This is a genomic window from Vibrio sp. 1069, from assembly GCF_033340555.1.
On the sequence record NZ_JAWOWP010000001.1, the window covers coordinates 213432 to 229144 of the forward strand.

Here is a 15713-nt window from a genome sequence, read left to right on the forward strand (position 1 = left end):
ATTACGATTTAAATGTGATCGATGTTTCTTAAATGTTGGTTATTTAACAACTCCTTAAAAGACTTATTTTGTCACATCTGTTCATGTTTTTTAATAAATAACATCAATCCATCATATCTCTGGATGAGCTCAAAAAAGTGTTGAATTACAAGGTCTGAGGTCGCTTATTTGATTGAACCCTACTATTAGTATGGTCTAACATTTTCCATTAGAGATTGTAAAAAACTTAAGCTTGGTTACGCGGGCTTTTCAATAACACTAGATACAAAATAGGCAAATGTATGAGTGATGTTAATAAAATTGAGAGTGGTGAAAAACGCTCCCTGGAGTGGAAGTCGTTCCTCTTCATTGCAGTTGTTCTCTTCCCAATTCTGAGTGTGGCCTTTGTTGGCGGCTACGGGTTCATCGTTTGGATGTTGCAAGTCTTCTTCTTTGGACCTCCAGGCGCGCACGGCATGTAAGCCAGTGAGCTCATAACCACACTTTTGAAAAGATTTTAAGAGAGCAAATAATGAAATCATTAATCATTAAACTGTGGCGTACCATGACGCGCCCAGCTGTACATATCAGCCTAGGTGTGCTGACTATGGGCGGCTTTATTGCTGGTGTTATCTTTTGGGGTGGCTTTAACACCGCTCTAGAAGCAACCAACACAGAAGAATTCTGTATTAGTTGTCACACAATGCGTGACAACGTGTACGTTGAGCTACAAGAAACGGTGCACTGGAAAAACCACTCTGGTGTTCGTGCTACCTGTCCTGATTGTCACGTTCCACATAACTGGACAGATAAGATCGCTCGTAAGATGCAAGCTTCTAAAGAAGTATTTGCACAAGTATTTGGCAACTACGACGAACCGGGTGTGTTCGAAGAGCGTCGTATCGAACTTGCTAAACACGAATGGGATCGTTTCTCGGCAAACAAATCTCTGGAGTGTAAAAACTGTCACAACTACGAATCGATGGATTTCGAGCAAATGTCTCCTACGGCTCGTATCCAAATGAAGCAAGCCGCTGAGAAAGATCAAAGCTGTGTTGACTGTCACAAAGGTATCGCGCACAACCTACCAGCAGGTATGGATAGCATCGGCGGCATCGTGGGTGATCTAGAGCAAATGACATCAGGTACTGACTACGCAGTAGGTCAAGAGCTCGTAAGTATTCGTCACCTTCCAATTTACTTTGACGCGCAAGGCAGTAAAGAAGCTGGTCTTCTTAATCCTGCATCGACCGTTAAAGTTCTTGAAGACAAAGGCGAGTTTGTTGAGATCGAAATTGACGGTTGGCGCAAAGCAAAAGGTTTTGGTCGTGTAATTCAAGAAGACTTCGGTAAGAACATTGCGACTGCGTCTCTGATGAAAGAAGCAGCAACAGACAGCAACATTGTGACGACTGGTGAGAAAAAAGTGGATGAGTTAACAGGCCTTCCTTGGGAAAAAGTAGCGGCGAAAGTATGGATTAAGAAAGAGTCTATGCTGAACGACATCAATCCTGTTTGGGAAAAATCTCGTGAAGCCTACAAGACCAATTGTTCTGTATGTCACACTCAACCTGCGGAAGCGCACTTCGACGCGAACACCTGGCCAGGTATGTTCGACGGTATGTTGGCGTTCGTTAACCTAGATACAGACAGTGAAGCACTGATCTTGAAGTATCTACAGAAACACTCTTCAGATTATGCTGAAGGTCACCACTAATAAGCGTCGGATTGGAGTAATTTTAAATGGCTATTACACGAAGAAGTTTTCTTAAAGGTGTAGCAACCACAAGTGCAGCGTCAGTAATTGGTCCTAGCTTATTGGCGTCCGCCTCTGCAAATGCCGTTGAGACGACAGGTACTTGGAAAGTAACCGGTTCTCACTGGGGCGCGTTCCGCGCCCACATCTACGCGGGTAAAGTTCAAGAGATCAAGCCGCTAGAGCTAGACAAAAACCCAACAGAAATGTTGAACGGCATCAAGGGTATTATCTACAGCCCTTCACGTGTGCGTTACCCAATGGTTCGTCTAGATTGGTTGAAGAAACACAAATACAGCGCGGATACTCGTGGTAACAACCGTTTCATCCGAGTAACTTGGGATGAAGCGCTAGATTTGTTTTATCGCGAACTAGAACGTATTCAAAAAGACTACGGCCCATGGGCGCTGCATGCAGGTCAAACAGGTTGGAACCAAACGGGTTCATTTAACAACTGTACAGCGCACATGCAACGTGCAGTAGGTATGCACGGCAACTTCATCACTAAAGTAGGTGACTACTCGACGGGTGCAGGTCAAACCATTATGCCGTACGTGCTAGGTTCAACCGAAGTGTACGCACAAGGTACGTCTTGGTCTGAGATCCTAGAAAACTCTGACAACATCGTTCTTTGGGCTAACGACCCAGTGAAAAACCTTCAAGTAGGTTGGAACTGTGAAACGCATGAGTCGTTTAAGTACCTTGCACAACTAAAAGAAAAAGTGGCGAAAGGTGAGATCAACGTTCTATCTGTAGACCCAGTGAAGAACAAAACTCAGCGCTACTTAGAGAACGATCACTTGTACATCAACCCGCTGACAGACGTAGCGTTCATGCTCGCTGTGGCACACGTGTTGTACAACGAAAACCTGTACGATAAGAAGTTCATTGATACTTACTGTCTCGGCTTTGAAGAGTTCATTCAATACGTTCAAGGTAAGACAAAAGACAAAGTAGAGAAGACGCCTGAATGGGCAGCAGCGATTTGTGGCGTGAAAGCGGACAAGATCCGTGAATTCGCACGCATGCTAGTCAGCGGTCGTACACAGATCCTGATGGGTTGGTGTATCCAGCGTCAAGAGCACGGTGAGCAGCCATACTGGGCAGCGGCTGTGGTTGCTGCAATGGTTGGTCAAATCGGTCTACCTGGCGGTGGTATCTCTTACGGTCACCATTACTCAAGTATCGGTGTGCCTTCTACTGGTTTCGCGGGCCCTGGTGGTTTCCCTCGTAACCTTGACCAAGGTATGAAACCGAAGTGGGACAACAACGACTTTAACGGTTACAGTCGTACTATCCCTGTTGCACGTTGGATCGACTGTCTGCTAGAGCCTGGCAAAGAGATCAACTACAACGGCGGTAAAGTGAAACTGCCAGACTTCAAGATGATGGTTATCTCGGGTTGTAACCCATGGCACCACCATCAAGATCGTAACCGCATGAAGAAAGCGTTCCGCAAGCTTCAAACGGTTGTAACGATCGAGTTTGCTTGGACTGCGACATGTCGTTTCTCAGATATCGTTCTACCGGCGTGTACGCAATGGGAACGTAACGACATCGACGTATACGGTTCATACTCGAACAAAGGTCTGATTGCGATGCATCGCCTAGTTGATCCATTGTTCCAATCTAAGCCTGACTTCCAAATCATGAGTGAACTAACTCAGCGTTTTGGTCGCCGCGAAGAATACACTCGTGGTATGAGCGAGATGGAATGGATCGAAAGCCTTTACAACGATTGTAAAAAAGCGAACGAAGGTAAGTTTGAAATGCCAGAATTCAACGAGTTCTGGGAGAAGAGCGTACTAGACTTCGGTGAAGGTAAACCTTGGGTTCGTCATGCGGACTTCCGTAAAGACCCTGAGCTGAATCCACTAGGTACGCCGTCTGGCTTCATCGAGATCACGTCTCGTAAGATCGGCCGTTACGGTTACGAACACTGTCAAGAGCACCCAATGTGGTTCGAAAAATCAGAGCGTTCACACGGTGGTCCTGGTTCAGATAAATACCCATTCTGGTTGCAGTCTTGCCACCCTGATAAGCGTCTGCACTCTCAGATGTGTGAGTCTGAAGAGTTCCGCGCGACTTACGCGGTACAAGGTCGTGAGCCGGTTTACATCAACCCAGCGGATGCCAAAGCAAAAGGTATCAAAGATGGCGATTTGGTACGTGTATTCAACGGTCGTGGTCAGCTGTTAGCTGGCGCTGTTTTGACTGACAGCTACCCACGTGGCGTTATTCGTATCGAAGAAGGTGCATGGTACGGTCCTCTAAACGAGAAAGAGGGCGCAATCTGTACCTACGGTGATCCTAACACGCTAACGCAAGACATCGGTTCTTCTGAGCTTGCACAGGCGACTTCTGCGAACACATGTATCGTAGACTTCGAGAAGTTCACAGGTAAAGTGCCGCCAGTCACTTCATTTGGTGGTCCGATCGAAGTTGCTTAATTAGTGCAGTTTGCATAAATCGAAATACCAGCCTCAGGGCTGGTATTTTTTTATCAAAATTTCAGTGAGCGTTGTCTCAATAGTAACTTCATAACGTTAAACGAGACTGGTATTCGTGATGATGGTAACGAATTGGGTGAGACAAGCAGGAGATAATGCGCCAAGCTAAACAATAATAATTAAGTGAGTAGACTCTTTATGGCTCAGAGCATTCAATTGGCAAATCACACTGAGATCACTGTGAATAACAATGACTTCCAAGTTGAAGTCGAGGGTAATCAATTACATTTTTCTTTTGCTGGTCTCCACAATAAAACCTTTACCGACCGTGAAGTGTTGCTCGAAATGCCGTTTTTGTACGAGCACGAGGCCAACGTAATTGGGGATGGTTTTCAAATGTTGGCGCAAACGGCGGGAACGATCAATCACCCCGTTGATATTGGTCGCTGTCCAGACAATAATCCTTCTTATCGAATCTACCCTAAAGATGCCCCTAAGCGTTATTACAACTATTTAGTGGTGGAAGGTTCAGCGGGCTACACATTATTTGGCTTCACATCATGTCATCGCTTTGCTGGCTATTTTGATGTTGTACTGCGTGATGGGCATTGGGTTTTATCAGCCGCAATTGATGGTGAGTTGACTCAAGTGGCGGATTGGGAAAGTAATCAACTTGAATCCGTGGCGGTACTCTGTGGTCAATCGCTATCCGAGCTTTATCAAACCTATGGCGAGATGATTGCAAAGCATCATCCTGTTCGCCAAGGTGTGACACAAGATACGCCTGTTGGTTGGTGTTCGTGGTACGCGTACTACGCAGACGTGACAGAGCAAAACATCATGCAGAACGTTGATTGCATGCAAGATAAGCTCGAAGACCTTGAGTGGGTACTTCTGGATGATGGCTATCAAGCCTTTATGGGCGATTGGTTAACCCCATCAGATAAGTTTTCTGGTGGCGTAAAAGAGCTCATTCATAACATCCGTGCAAAAGGAAAAAAGCCGGCAATTTGGATGGCGCCTTTCATTGCACAGCCTGAGTCGGAGATCTTCAAACAGCATCCAGAGTGGTTTGTTCGCCACAAGGATGGTGGCTTACTTAAAGCAGAAGATGTCACATACGGTGGTTGGCGATGCACGCCTTGGTACATACTCGATACCTCAAACCCAGAAGTACAAGACCATCTGACGAATGTAGTCTCTGTCATGAGACAAGAGTGGGGCGTTGAGTTGTTCAAGCTAGACGCGAACTATTGGGGCACCTTAAAAGGTGTTCGTAAACAATCTGGTATTACAGGCGTTGAGGCGTATCGCTTAGGAATGGAAGCGATTGCCAAAGGCGCTGGTGATGCGTGGCTTTTAGGTTGCAACGCGCCAATGTGGCCATCTCTGGGGCTTGTGGATGCAATGCGTGTTTCTGACGATGTAGAGCGTCATAGTCGTCGATTCGAGCAGATAGCCAGAGAAACCTTTTACCGTAGTTGGCAGCACCGAAAACTGTGGCAAATTGACCCGGATTGCGCGACATTCACTTCATTAGCTAATCAATCTGCATCCAGAGAAGAGTATGAATTTCATCGCACGGTGTTATTAGCGAGTGGTGGTTTGCTGCTGTCTGGCGACCCACTCCCTGAGATTACGCCGTTTGCTAAGAAGACACTGGCTAAGCTCATGTTACGTCAACAACGTAACCAGCAATCTGCAAAGTTTACCGCTTTGAGTTTAAATCACGCGTTTTTAAAACTAACGACGAAGAATGACCTCCATTGTTTGTTTAATTATGCGAGTTACGGAGCGATGGAATTTACGCTGACGTCTGATCAACCGGTGGACTGGTATGATTACTGGACAGGGGAAAAGCTAAACCAAGAACCTTGCCAGTTGTTAATGGTGAGCGTGGATAAAGGGCTCAATGCGAAAGCGATCGTTACAGCATAACGTGAAGTAAATCGCCTAATACCAAGATCAAGAAAGGAGCCTATTGCGGCTCCTTTCTCGTTTTGATGCTCTGGGCGTTAGAACTCGAATAAAAAGTAATACCCGTATCCAACAATAAACGCAGGAATGGACGAATAAATAGTCGCGACCAAAGCAGCTTTCGGTGCCATAGCAATGGCGGGGAATAGGGCGTCACCATCGTTAGAAATCGCATTTGCCAATTGCGCCGAAAGTGGCGCTGCACCAGAGATGTACAGGCTAGTGACTAAAATTTGCGGACCACAACCAGGTAGCATACCAATGGCTAAGCCAGCTAATGGCATCCATATCCCCCAATGAGAAAAGGTTTCTACGAGGTCGATTCCAGAAAAATAGGTCGTCAGTTCAAACGCCAGAAAAGCGACGATCACCCAAGCACTGACGAAGTTTGTGTCTTGAGCCGCTTTTTGAATTGGATGCGAGTCCACAATTTTTTCATCTTCAGAGACCGTTGACTGATAATCGCCGAGCTCTTTTGTCATAGCCCACAACGACATTGTGATCACCGCGAAGATAGCGCCCAGCCATTCAATGGTGTTGGCTTTCAAAGATAGCAACTGATTAATATCTATTTGGAAAGACATTAACACAGCAACGACACTAGCAGGCACAATAAGCCATTTCCAAAATGCGCCTTGTAGATTGATTGCACGTTGTTCAAGAGGCGTGTGTCGGTCTGTCTGGTGTTGGCAACAAGCATGTGTCTGAGGTGCTTCTTTTGGTTCTGGTCGCAGAAAGTTATCAGCATGAAAAGCATTAACGACTAACCCTGAAAGAGTACCCACGATAATGCCTAATCCAACCACGCCTAATCCAACACTTGGTTTGGCGGCAAGAAGTAAAAAGGCAGCGTCACCCATTGTTGAAGTAAGTACCGCGACAATCGCACCAAATCCCACTCGGCCACTAATAAATTGCGTTGTCACAACAATAGCGCCACCACAGCCAGGCAAAGCACCCAATAAAGAAGCAAAGAAAACCTGATGATTACGCGAGCGATGATATAGCTCGGTAATTCGATTGGTTTTCGACATAAAGTTTGAAAGATAATGATAAATAGCCAATGTGGCAGCAACATAGCATGACACTGCCCAGAATGAGTCGGATAGCGTCTGTACGGCTACGTCACGTGTATTTTCATTGCCTAGCAAAATGAGCATGACGATAGGGATCAGCAATCGCTTATAAGCTAAACGAAACTGAGTAGGCTGAAACAACTGTTGTGCAGAGTGTAATAATTGGGTCGCGTTCATCGTTTACTCAAATGCAAATAGGAATAATTATCATTATATGTAAATGAGATTTATTCGCAATAGCATTGTGAACTTTTCTTCGTGTCAAACTCTCTGAAATCAGGTAAAGTATCGGCCTTTGTGAGCAAACACGCCCTAATTAACTGTATTAGGCGGCGTATAAAATTGACTTGAATAGGAAGAAACATGATTCTAGTTGTAGGTCATAAGAACCCAGACAGTGACAGTATTTGTAGTGCACTCGTTGCAACTGAACTTCTAAAAGCGCGTGGCGTTGAAGCTATGCCAATTCGCCAAGGCGAAATCAACCGTGAAACTCAGCACATCCTAGAAGTTGCTGGCGCTGAAGTTCCTGAGCTTCGCACATCAGTTGCGGGTGAGACCGTTTGGCTAGTAGATTACTCAGATCTAGCACAAGCACCAGACGATATCGCAGAAGCTGAAATTGCGGGTATTGTTGACCACCACCGTCTAGGTGACGTGATGACAGTAAACCCAATGGAAGCATGGATCTGGCCTGTTGGTTGTACCAACACTGTTCTATTCAACATGTTCAAGATTGAAGGTCACGCGATTACTCCACAAATTGCTAAGCTAATGATGTCAGCAATTCTATCTGACACAGTAGGTTTTGCTTCTCCAACTTGTACACAAAAAGACAAAGATGCCGTTGCTGAACTAGCGGCAATCGCAGACGTACAAGATGTTGACGCGTTCACTAAAGATCTTCTAATTGCTAAAACAAACATCGAAGGTCTATCAGCGGCTGAGCTTGTTGAGAAAGACCTTAAAGGTTACCCATTCAACGGTCGTGACGTAGTGGTTGGTCAGGTTGAACTTGCAACTCTTGAGCAAGTTGACGGTATGATCGAAGCACTAGAAGCAGACCTAGAATCTCGTTGTGAGAAAGATAACCTAGCGTTCGCTGCTGTAATGCTAACAGACATCACGACTGCTCAAACTCGTCTTCTATACAAAGGTGAGTGGGCTGAGAAGCTTGTTAAGCACGAAAAAGACGGCATGCTAATGATGGAAAACACGCTAAGCCGTAAGAAGCAAGGTTGGCCTTGGCTTCAAACTGAGCTAGCTTAATTTTCTAGCATATACTTTAAATGCCCGCCTAGCTGCGGGCATTTTTCTATGGGAAATAGGAGACGAATATGTCTGAGCAACTGACCCAAGAGCAGATGGATACCATTAATCGCTACGATGAAGAGCAACGTTTAAAGTACTGCGTAAAAGAGATTGTGGCGAATCGTAAGGTTTGGATTCTGAAAGACGAACATGGCTGTGTCATGTTAAATACAGAAGATGATGATTGTGTACCAGTATGGCCAAACGAAGAGTTTGCTTTGCAATGGGCGAATGGTGATTGGGAAGATTGCGAGCCTGAGGCGATCTCTTTAAACAAGTGGCACAGCCGTTGGACCTCTGGTCTAGAGGATGACGAGCTATCGATTGTTGTATTCCCAAATCAAAATGAAGAAGGGGTCGTATTGTTTCCTGACGAGTTTGATTTTGAACTGCGCAAACAAGCGAGCCGCCGTTAGTTCTTTGATTAGTACCCATGCAATAAAGAAGCCTGCGTTAAAGCAGGCTTCTTTACATTTGAACGATTACATCTTTGATAAGCTATTTTGTTTGATGGCTTGGCGCTTTATAAAAGTGGCTTTCGACTAGTCGTTGAGTAATAGGATGCTCGGGATGAGTCAGTACTTGGTTGGTCTCGCCAAACTCGACCACTTCACCTTCATGCATCACCATCACTTTATCAGTAATATGCTTAACAATGCCAATATGCTGAGACACGTACACAAATGACAATCCCATCTCTTCTTGCAACTCGAGGAATAAGTTAATGATCTGCGAGCGCATTGCCATATCCAAACCGTTTAACGCCTCATCAGCGACAATGATGGAAGGTTGAAGAATAAGTGCACGAGCCAAACACACGCGCTGTTTTTGACCGGCAGCTAGCATTTGTGGATAAAAATAGGCGTGCTCAGGCAGCAATCCTACGCGGAGCAGGGTGTTCTTTACACGCTGCATGCGCGCATCTGGCGGCATGTTGGTATTTCGCTTTAGCGGACCTTCTAAAATACGACCAATCTGGATTCGTGGGTTTAACGATGTGTTTGGATCTTGGAAAATCATGCGGATGAGCTTGCAGCGTGTCGCGTAATCTTTGTGCTCCAATCGTTCGCCATTCACACGGATTTCTCCGGAGCTTGGTTCAACAACGCCAGCAAGCATACGAGCTAGTGTGGATTTTCCTGACCCGTTTTGACCAATAAAACCAATAGTTTGTCCTGGCTCTAAAGTAAAGCTTACCGGTTTAACTGCCTCATTAACCTGACGTTTGAACAGACGGGAGCGCGTAACAAATTGCTTCGATAAATTATCGACTTCAAGTAACGCACTCATGACTTTTTCTCCGTGTTCAATGGAAAGTGGCAGTTAAATTTATGATTCTTAATTCGTCTGGTGTGTGGAATTTCTACACATTGTTTCTGCGCATATGGGCAACGTGGTCCGAGGCGACAACCGATAGGTAGATGCTGCAATGGCGGAATCGAGCCCGGTAGGGATTGGAGTTTTTGCTTGTGTGGTACCCAATCATTAAAGTCAGGCATCGCTTTAAGCAAGGCATCGGTGTACGGGTGCTTGGGTGCCGCAATGATTTTACTGGTATCGGCAGACTCCACCGACTGACCACAATACATTACCGTAATACGTCCTGCCCACTGTGTTATGGTCGCTAAGTCGTGGCCGATAAGCAGAATGGTTGTGTTATTAAGTTGGTTCATGCGGCTCAACAGACGCAAGATTTGCGATTGGGTAATCGGGTCTAAGTCGTTGGTTGGTTCATCTGCTATCAGCAATTTAGGTTTGGTCGCAATCGCCATGGCAATCATGACCTTTTGACACTCACCATCAGTCAGTTCATAAGGGTAGCTACCCATTAAACGCTTGTGATCTTTAATACCCACTTTATGCAAAAGCGCGATGGCCTGTTTTTTACGCCATTTAAATCGCTCCCACCATTTCCCTTCAAATGCGCGAGATGGAATGGATTCAATCAATTGACGCCCGACTTCCTCTGAAGGGTCAAGACAAGTTGAAGGTTCTTGGAAAATCATCGCAATATCACGAGCAATGACGCGCCGACGCTCTTTTGGCGTAAGCTGAAGCAAGTCAATATTGCCAAGGCGCATACGGTCAGCGGTGATGCGCCAGTTATCTTTACTCACACCGACAATCGCTTTTGCAACTAAGCTTTTTCCAGAGCCAGACTCACCTACAAGACCACGAATTTCGCCTTCGTTCAAAGTTAGGCTCATTCGGTCAACGGCTTTGACCAACCCTTGAGGTGTTTCGATCTCAATGGTCAAATGTCGAATATCTAACAACGGCATTATTCGATCCCCGCATTAAGCGCTTGACGTACACCTTCACCTACTAAGTTTAGGGTAATAACAGTAAACATGATGGTCAGGCCGGGTAGGGTCACTGTCCAAGGTGCAATATAAATAAGCTCGACAGAGTCACCTAATATTGCTCCCCACTCGGTGCTTGGGGCCTGTGCGCCTAGGCCAAGAAAACCCAGTGCCGTAATATCTAAAATCGCAGCAGAGAGCGCGAGTGTGATTTCAGCGGCAATGACCGTCAGAATGTTAGGAAGAATTGAACTCCACAGTAAGTAGAAATCATTAGCGCCATCAAGGCGTGCTGCCATTATGTAGTCTTTTTCAACTTCGGTGTGGACTGCGATATAAACGGAGCGAATAAAACGCGGAATCAAAGCCAAGCAGATTGCGAGTAAAATATTGAACCCACCAAAGCCTAGAAATGCCACAAAAATGATTGCTAATAAGAGCGACGGGATCGACATGACGGTATCGAGCAAGTGGTTGAGAGTACTCGACAGTAAGCCTTTCGTCATACCTGCCAATACGCCAATTAAACAGCCTACAACGGCAGCAATTGCGGTGATGGCGACAGCAGCGCCAAATGTTAGCTGAGAGCCCATAATCAGGCGCGAAAGAATATCTCTACCTAAGTCATCGGTCCCCAAAAAGTAATCAACCGTTCCTGCTGGGGCCCATGATGGCGGCACAAGCAACTCACCTGACTGTGCTTGGGCGTCAAATGGTGCAAGTAGGGGGGCAAAAATGGTAATAAGGACGATAAACACCAAGCACCACAAGCCAAACATGGCTAGTCCGTTGGCGCGGTAGCTTCGCCAAAAACGCTCAAACTGTGTTGGAATGCGCTCTTCCTGATAAACGTTATTTGTTAGCATACCATTCCTTTCGAACTAAAGGGTTAATCATCGCGCCAATCAAATCCGAGAGTATGTTAGCGGTAAGAACCAAAGTCGCAAGTACCATCACGCCAGCTTGGATAGATGCATAGTCTTGGCTTGCTAGCGCATCTAAAAGCCAACGACCAATACCTGGCCAGTTAAAAATAGACTCCGTGATGATAGCTAAGGTAATCATACTCGAAAGTTGAACACCAACTTTGGGAATGATAGGCGGTATCGCATTCCGCAATACATGTTGAGTTACGATTTCGCGGTTCGAAAGACCTTTGATTCTCGCTGCACGGATGTAGTTTTGGCTCATCACTTCCGCTACCGAGGAGCGCATTAGTCCGACAACCTGGGTGGTTGGAGCCAAAGCGAGCACCAAACATGGCAGTACCATATGCTCAATAACGCTTTGCAGTGCGTGAGCGCGGTATTCGCCTTTCGCCATGAATGCGTCGATAATGGCAAACCCGGTTACATGATCAATTTCGTAAAGTAAATCATACCGTCCCGCAACGGGAAAGAGTTGGTATTCCAATGAAAAGACCATGATAAGTAGCAGAGCTACCCAAAAAATTGGGGCGGAATAACCAGACATCGACATGAATGAAATGCTGGTGTCGAGCCATTTACCTTGCTTCATCCCAGCCACGGTTCCAAGTGGAATACCGATCAAAAGGGACACCAAAAAGGCAAAAAAGCACAGTTCCAAAGTGGCAGGGAATACGACGGCGAGCTCGTCATAAATCGCGTTGCCGTTTTTACTTATGCCAAAATCAAGCTGAGAAAGGTTGATTAAGTAAGTTTGCCAACCAGACCAAAAATCAACGTTTGCCCAGTGCGAGAGAGGGTCAAGGCGAAGCAGAGAAAAACCCACTAATGTAAGGATCATCAAAGTGATGATAAATAGGTTAAAGCGTCGAACGGTATACCAAAACATCAGTGAATTCTCTCAACTCTATCAAACGGTTGGGCATTGAAAGGGCTTGATTTGAAGCCTGTCAGCGATTTGTCGTGCACACGGAACTGCACGCCATGCGCCAGAGGAATAACCGGGAACTCTTGATTCAAAATGTTCTGTGCTTGGCGATATAGGTTCAAACGGTAACGCGGTTCTTGAGTTTCTAACGCCAAATCGAGCAAGAAATCGAAGTCATCGTTACACCACATGGACACGTTAAGGCCAACGCGGTCAGACTCGCAAGATAATAAAGGGCGGAAAAAGTTGTCAGGATCCCCGGTATCACCAATCCAACCAGTTAAAAGTAAATCGATATCGTTGATGTTCTCCAAATCCACACGTTCAAACCTATCATCGGTCAGTAGCGTTAATTTAACCCCAATATCGGCAAAATTCGCTTGGATTAACTCCGCAGTCTTACGAGGGCTTGGGTTAAAAGCACGTGGTTCAAGTGGTACCCACATGGTCAATTCTAGGCCGTCTTCGTAGCCTGCATCTCGAAGTAGTGCCAATGCATAATTCCGGTCATAACGAATTTTTACGCTGTCTTTTTGATAAGCCCATGAATTTGGTGGTAGCAAGGTATAAGCTTGGGAGCCAGTTCCGTAGTAAACCGAATCTAAAATATTTTGACGGTTGATCGCTAAGTTAAGTGCTTGGCGAACTCGAGCATCACTCAGCGCGGTGGTTTCTGTGTTTATCGCAATAAAGGAAACGTTGTTAGCTGGTGTAGCCGTCAGCTCAAGGTTGTCATTTTCTTGAATGACAGGTATTTGGCTCGAAATAGGTGAAGAGAGTACGTCACACTCGTTTCTTAAAAGTTTAGCTAATGTACCCGTGCCTCTGTGAGAGATATCGAACACCACTTGTTCCATTTTTGCTGGTGACTTCCAGTAATTAGAATGACGCTCTAATCGAATCAAATCGTTCACTTGGTACTCTTTTAATTGATAAGGGCCGGTACCGATAGGAAGTTGGTCGATTTCTTCTTTATGATCTTTTGCAGCCAATTGCTGTCCGTACTCCGCAGACAAGATAACCGCATGGCTGGTGGCAATATTGGCCAAGAAAGAAAAGTTTGGCTGAGATAACGTAAACCTTACCGTATGCTCATCTATTGCAACCACGTCTTGGAGTAGGTTTTGAAAATCTAACCCTGCAAACCATGGATAAAAACCACCACCTACTTGGTGAAAAGGATGGTCTACATCGATGATTCGCTTGAAGCTAAATACCACATCTTTTGCATTCAATGGGCGAGTGGGTGTGAACCAAGGCGTGGTTTGGAATTTAACACCACGTTTAAGCTTAAACGTGTATTCCGTCCCTGATTCATTTACTGACCAACTCTCGGCGATGCTTGCCACGGGCTGATGTGATTTAGGATCGAGCGTGAGCAGCGTATCGTACAGCTGCGGGCTCAGAGCCTCTGCGGTAATACCGCTATCAATAAGCTGAGGGTTAAACGTGGTCGGCTTACCTTGCCCGCAAAACACAAAGCCAGCTTTGCGAATATCATTGTGGTCAATTTCATCGCCACAAGCGGTCAGTAGGCTAATCCCAATAAGGCTCAGCGATAATCTTATAAAAGCATTCATAATATGAAATGTTCATTGGATCTTGCTCGTTTCGTTTGATCTTACTCTTTCAAAGCTAACAAGCGAAAATGATCTCGCTAATTTATCACCTTTGTGAACTCGCTCCAAACATAAAATCCATACACTGTAAGGTGTTATGCCATAAATGCATGCGAATTAGAGCGCAGTCACGAGCTCGTGTATTGATTGAGTACTCTCGGTCAAGTTAGCTTTGTCCGACCAAACCATATTTTCTAACCATCCCTCGTAATTGGTGATAGCTCAAGCCAAGTAGCTCGGCTGCTTGTCGTTGATTAAACTTGGCTTCTTCCAATGCACGATTGAGTAAATGGATATCTTGTTCCTCTTGCCATTGTTTATAGTCTAGAGGGAATTGGATGGTGTTGCTTGATGCTTCCTCTTCTTGTTGCTCTGCTTGTTTTGCACTATGGCCAAGCGCGCTGTGCCAAACCGTTTCAAAAGGATTGAAAACCAGTTCATCAATTGGGTGAGCATTCAGACCATGTTGGTAAATCGCACGTTCAATCACGTTTTTTAGTTCGCGGACGTTACCGGGCCATTCATATTCAATAAGCGACTGCTGCGCTTTTGGGGTAAAACCGACAAAGTATTCCAGTTGCAGTTCACGACACATTTTCATCGCGTAGTGCTCTGCTAAAGAGAGAATGTCTTCTTTGCGCTCGCGAAGAGGCGGTAACATAATGACATCGAAGGCTAGCCTGTCGAGCAGATCTGCACGAAAATCACCTTGCTCTGCCAATTTTGGTAGGTCGGCATTGGTTGCACAAACAAGTCGAACATCCGCATTGAGAGCGGTATGACCGCCAACTCGCTCATATTCACCATATTCAATGACACGTAATAGCTTTTCTTGAACTAAAAGTGGTGCGGTTGCCAGTTCGTCAAGAAACAAAGTACCGCCCTCGGCACGCTCGAAACGCCCTTTATGCTTACCTTTAGAGCCCGTGAAGGAGCCGGATTCATGTCCAAACAATTCGGAATCTATTAGCCCTTCGCTTAATGTCGCACAGTTGAGTGATAGTAGTGGTTTATCCCAACGTCTTGATAAATAATGCAAACGCTGAGCGATGAGTTCTTTACCCGTACCTCGTTCACCAATGATGAGGACAGGGCGCTCAATGGGTGCAAGTTGTGATACTTTATCTAGTACAGCGAGAAAAGCAGGTGATTCACCAATCAGGTTTTGCTTCATAAAGTCCTTCTTATTTAACAGCCGAGCCATGATTTAGAGATAGAGTTGGTAAATTTCACCAACAGTTGGTGAAAAACATCATAGCACAATAGTGTGTAACGACAACAAAATGAATAACGCTCTGATTTAAAAGAAAATTATAAGTTGGCACGTTACTTGTTATATATTCAGGGAGACACAAGGTTAATCACCACCTTGTCGAGTTTTAATAGGA

Annotated in this window: 13 protein-coding genes; 6 read left to right on the forward strand and 7 right to left on the reverse strand. The window is 45.4% G+C overall.

From position 1 onward, the window contains the following. Nucleotides 1–281 precede the first annotated feature (281 nt). From torE to R7040_RS00980, 4 genes are all read left to right on the forward strand, one after another. A complete protein-coding gene (gene torE / locus R7040_RS00965) occupies nt 282–461 on the forward strand; it encodes a trimethylamine N-oxide reductase system protein TorE (protein ID WP_005378141.1) in 180 nt (59 codons plus the stop codon). 50 nt (nt 462–511) lie between these two features. Then, nucleotides 512–1696, forward strand: a complete 1185-nt coding sequence (gene torC / locus R7040_RS00970) for a pentaheme c-type cytochrome TorC (protein ID WP_318081265.1) — start codon at nt 512–514, stop codon at nt 1694–1696. 26 nt (nt 1697–1722) lie between these two features. Next, the gene (gene torA, locus R7040_RS00975; protein ID WP_005378138.1) at nt 1723–4185 is read left to right on the forward strand and encodes a trimethylamine-N-oxide reductase TorA; all 2463 of its coding nucleotides are present in this window, start codon (nt 1723–1725) and stop codon (nt 4183–4185) included. A 198-nt stretch (nt 4186–4383) separates the two neighbouring features. Continuing rightward, nucleotides 4384–6123 carry a glycoside hydrolase family 36 protein gene (locus R7040_RS00980; RefSeq protein WP_115385870.1) on the forward strand — a complete coding sequence of 580 codons (1740 nt, stop codon included), beginning with the start codon at nt 4384–4386 and terminating at the stop codon, nt 6121–6123. Between the two features lie 77 nt (nt 6124–6200). Here R7040_RS00980 and R7040_RS00985 read toward each other — a convergent pair whose 3' ends face one another. Continuing rightward, nucleotides 6201–7415: a putative manganese transporter gene (locus R7040_RS00985; RefSeq protein WP_025766868.1), complete on the reverse strand. Its 1215-nt coding sequence runs from the start codon at nt 7413–7415 to the stop codon at nt 6201–6203. Nucleotides 7416–7601: 186 nt separating this feature from the next. Here R7040_RS00985 and R7040_RS00990 point away from each other — a divergent pair, with 186 nt between their 5' ends. Both R7040_RS00990 and R7040_RS00995 read left to right on the forward strand, forming a co-directional pair. Next, complete coding sequence (locus R7040_RS00990; protein WP_017634678.1) at nt 7602–8507, forward strand: manganese-dependent inorganic pyrophosphatase; 906 nt, start codon at nt 7602–7604, stop codon at nt 8505–8507. A gap of 68 nt (nt 8508–8575) precedes the next feature. Further along, complete coding sequence (locus tag R7040_RS00995; RefSeq protein ID WP_017634677.1) at nt 8576–8965, forward strand: DUF2750 domain-containing protein; 390 nt, start codon at nt 8576–8578, stop codon at nt 8963–8965. A gap of 82 nt (nt 8966–9047) precedes the next feature. Here R7040_RS00995 and R7040_RS01000 read toward each other — a convergent pair whose 3' ends face one another. The 6 genes from R7040_RS01000 to pspF all read right to left on the reverse strand — a co-directional run bounded on the left by R7040_RS01000 (nt 9048) and on the right by pspF (nt 15499). After that, on the reverse strand, nt 9048–9839 hold the full coding sequence (locus tag R7040_RS01000; protein WP_005393308.1) for an ATP-binding cassette domain-containing protein: 792 nt from the start codon (nt 9837–9839) through the stop codon (nt 9048–9050). Beyond that, complete coding sequence (locus R7040_RS01005; protein WP_005378126.1) at nt 9836–10831, reverse strand: oligopeptide/dipeptide ABC transporter ATP-binding protein; 996 nt, start codon at nt 10829–10831, stop codon at nt 9836–9838. The genes R7040_RS01000 and R7040_RS01005 overlap by 4 nt, the downstream gene beginning before the upstream one ends. Then, the gene (locus R7040_RS01010; RefSeq protein WP_005378123.1) at nt 10831–11718 is read right to left on the reverse strand and encodes an ABC transporter permease subunit; all 888 of its coding nucleotides are present in this window, start codon (nt 11716–11718) and stop codon (nt 10831–10833) included. The genes R7040_RS01005 and R7040_RS01010 overlap by 1 nt, the downstream gene beginning before the upstream one ends. Beyond that, nucleotides 11705–12667, reverse strand: a complete 963-nt coding sequence (locus tag R7040_RS01015; protein WP_005378122.1) for an ABC transporter permease — start codon at nt 12665–12667, stop codon at nt 11705–11707. Before R7040_RS01015 ends, R7040_RS01010 begins: the two co-directional genes overlap by 14 nt. Continuing rightward, nucleotides 12667–14286, reverse strand: coding sequence for an ABC transporter substrate-binding protein SapA (gene sapA, locus R7040_RS01020; protein ID WP_017820870.1), 1620 nt, complete (start codon nt 14284–14286; stop codon nt 12667–12669). Before sapA ends, R7040_RS01015 begins: the two co-directional genes overlap by 1 nt. 205 nt (nt 14287–14491) lie before the next feature. Continuing rightward, nucleotides 14492–15499, reverse strand: a complete 1008-nt coding sequence (gene pspF, locus R7040_RS01025) for a phage shock protein operon transcriptional activator (RefSeq protein ID WP_017820869.1) — start codon at nt 15497–15499, stop codon at nt 14492–14494. Nucleotides 15500–15713 lie beyond the last annotated feature (214 nt).

What these genes read in the sequence shown, in the direction of transcription:
- torE (WP_005378141.1), top strand. Translation starts at nt 282, where the DNA reads ATGAGTGATGTTAATAAAATTGAGAGTGGTGAAAAACGCTCCCTGGAG.
- torC (WP_318081265.1), top strand. Translation starts at nt 512, where the DNA reads ATGAAATCATTAATCATTAAACTGTGGCGTACCATGACGCGCCCAGCT.
- sapA (WP_017820870.1), bottom strand. Translation starts at nt 14,286, where the DNA reads ATGAATGCTTTTATAAGATTATCGCTGAGCCTTATTGGGATTAGCCTA.
- R7040_RS01015 (WP_005378122.1), bottom strand. Translation starts at nt 12,667, where the DNA reads ATGTTTTGGTATACCGTTCGACGCTTTAACCTATTTATCATCACTTTG.
- R7040_RS00985 (WP_025766868.1), bottom strand. Translation starts at nt 7,415, where the DNA reads ATGAACGCGACCCAATTATTACACTCTGCACAACAGTTGTTTCAGCCT.
- torA (WP_005378138.1), top strand. Translation starts at nt 1,723, where the DNA reads ATGGCTATTACACGAAGAAGTTTTCTTAAAGGTGTAGCAACCACAAGT.
- R7040_RS01000 (WP_005393308.1), bottom strand. Translation starts at nt 9,839, where the DNA reads ATGAGTGCGTTACTTGAAGTCGATAATTTATCGAAGCAATTTGTTACG.
- R7040_RS01010 (WP_005378123.1), bottom strand. Translation starts at nt 11,718, where the DNA reads ATGCTAACAAATAACGTTTATCAGGAAGAGCGCATTCCAACACAGTTT.
- R7040_RS00995 (WP_017634677.1), top strand. Translation starts at nt 8,576, where the DNA reads ATGTCTGAGCAACTGACCCAAGAGCAGATGGATACCATTAATCGCTAC.
- pspF (WP_017820869.1), bottom strand. Translation starts at nt 15,499, where the DNA reads ATGAAGCAAAACCTGATTGGTGAATCACCTGCTTTTCTCGCTGTACTA.
- R7040_RS00990 (WP_017634678.1), top strand. Translation starts at nt 7,602, where the DNA reads ATGATTCTAGTTGTAGGTCATAAGAACCCAGACAGTGACAGTATTTGT.
- R7040_RS01005 (WP_005378126.1), bottom strand. Translation starts at nt 10,831, where the DNA reads ATGCCGTTGTTAGATATTCGACATTTGACCATTGAGATCGAAACACCT.
- R7040_RS00980 (WP_115385870.1), top strand. Translation starts at nt 4,384, where the DNA reads ATGGCTCAGAGCATTCAATTGGCAAATCACACTGAGATCACTGTGAAT.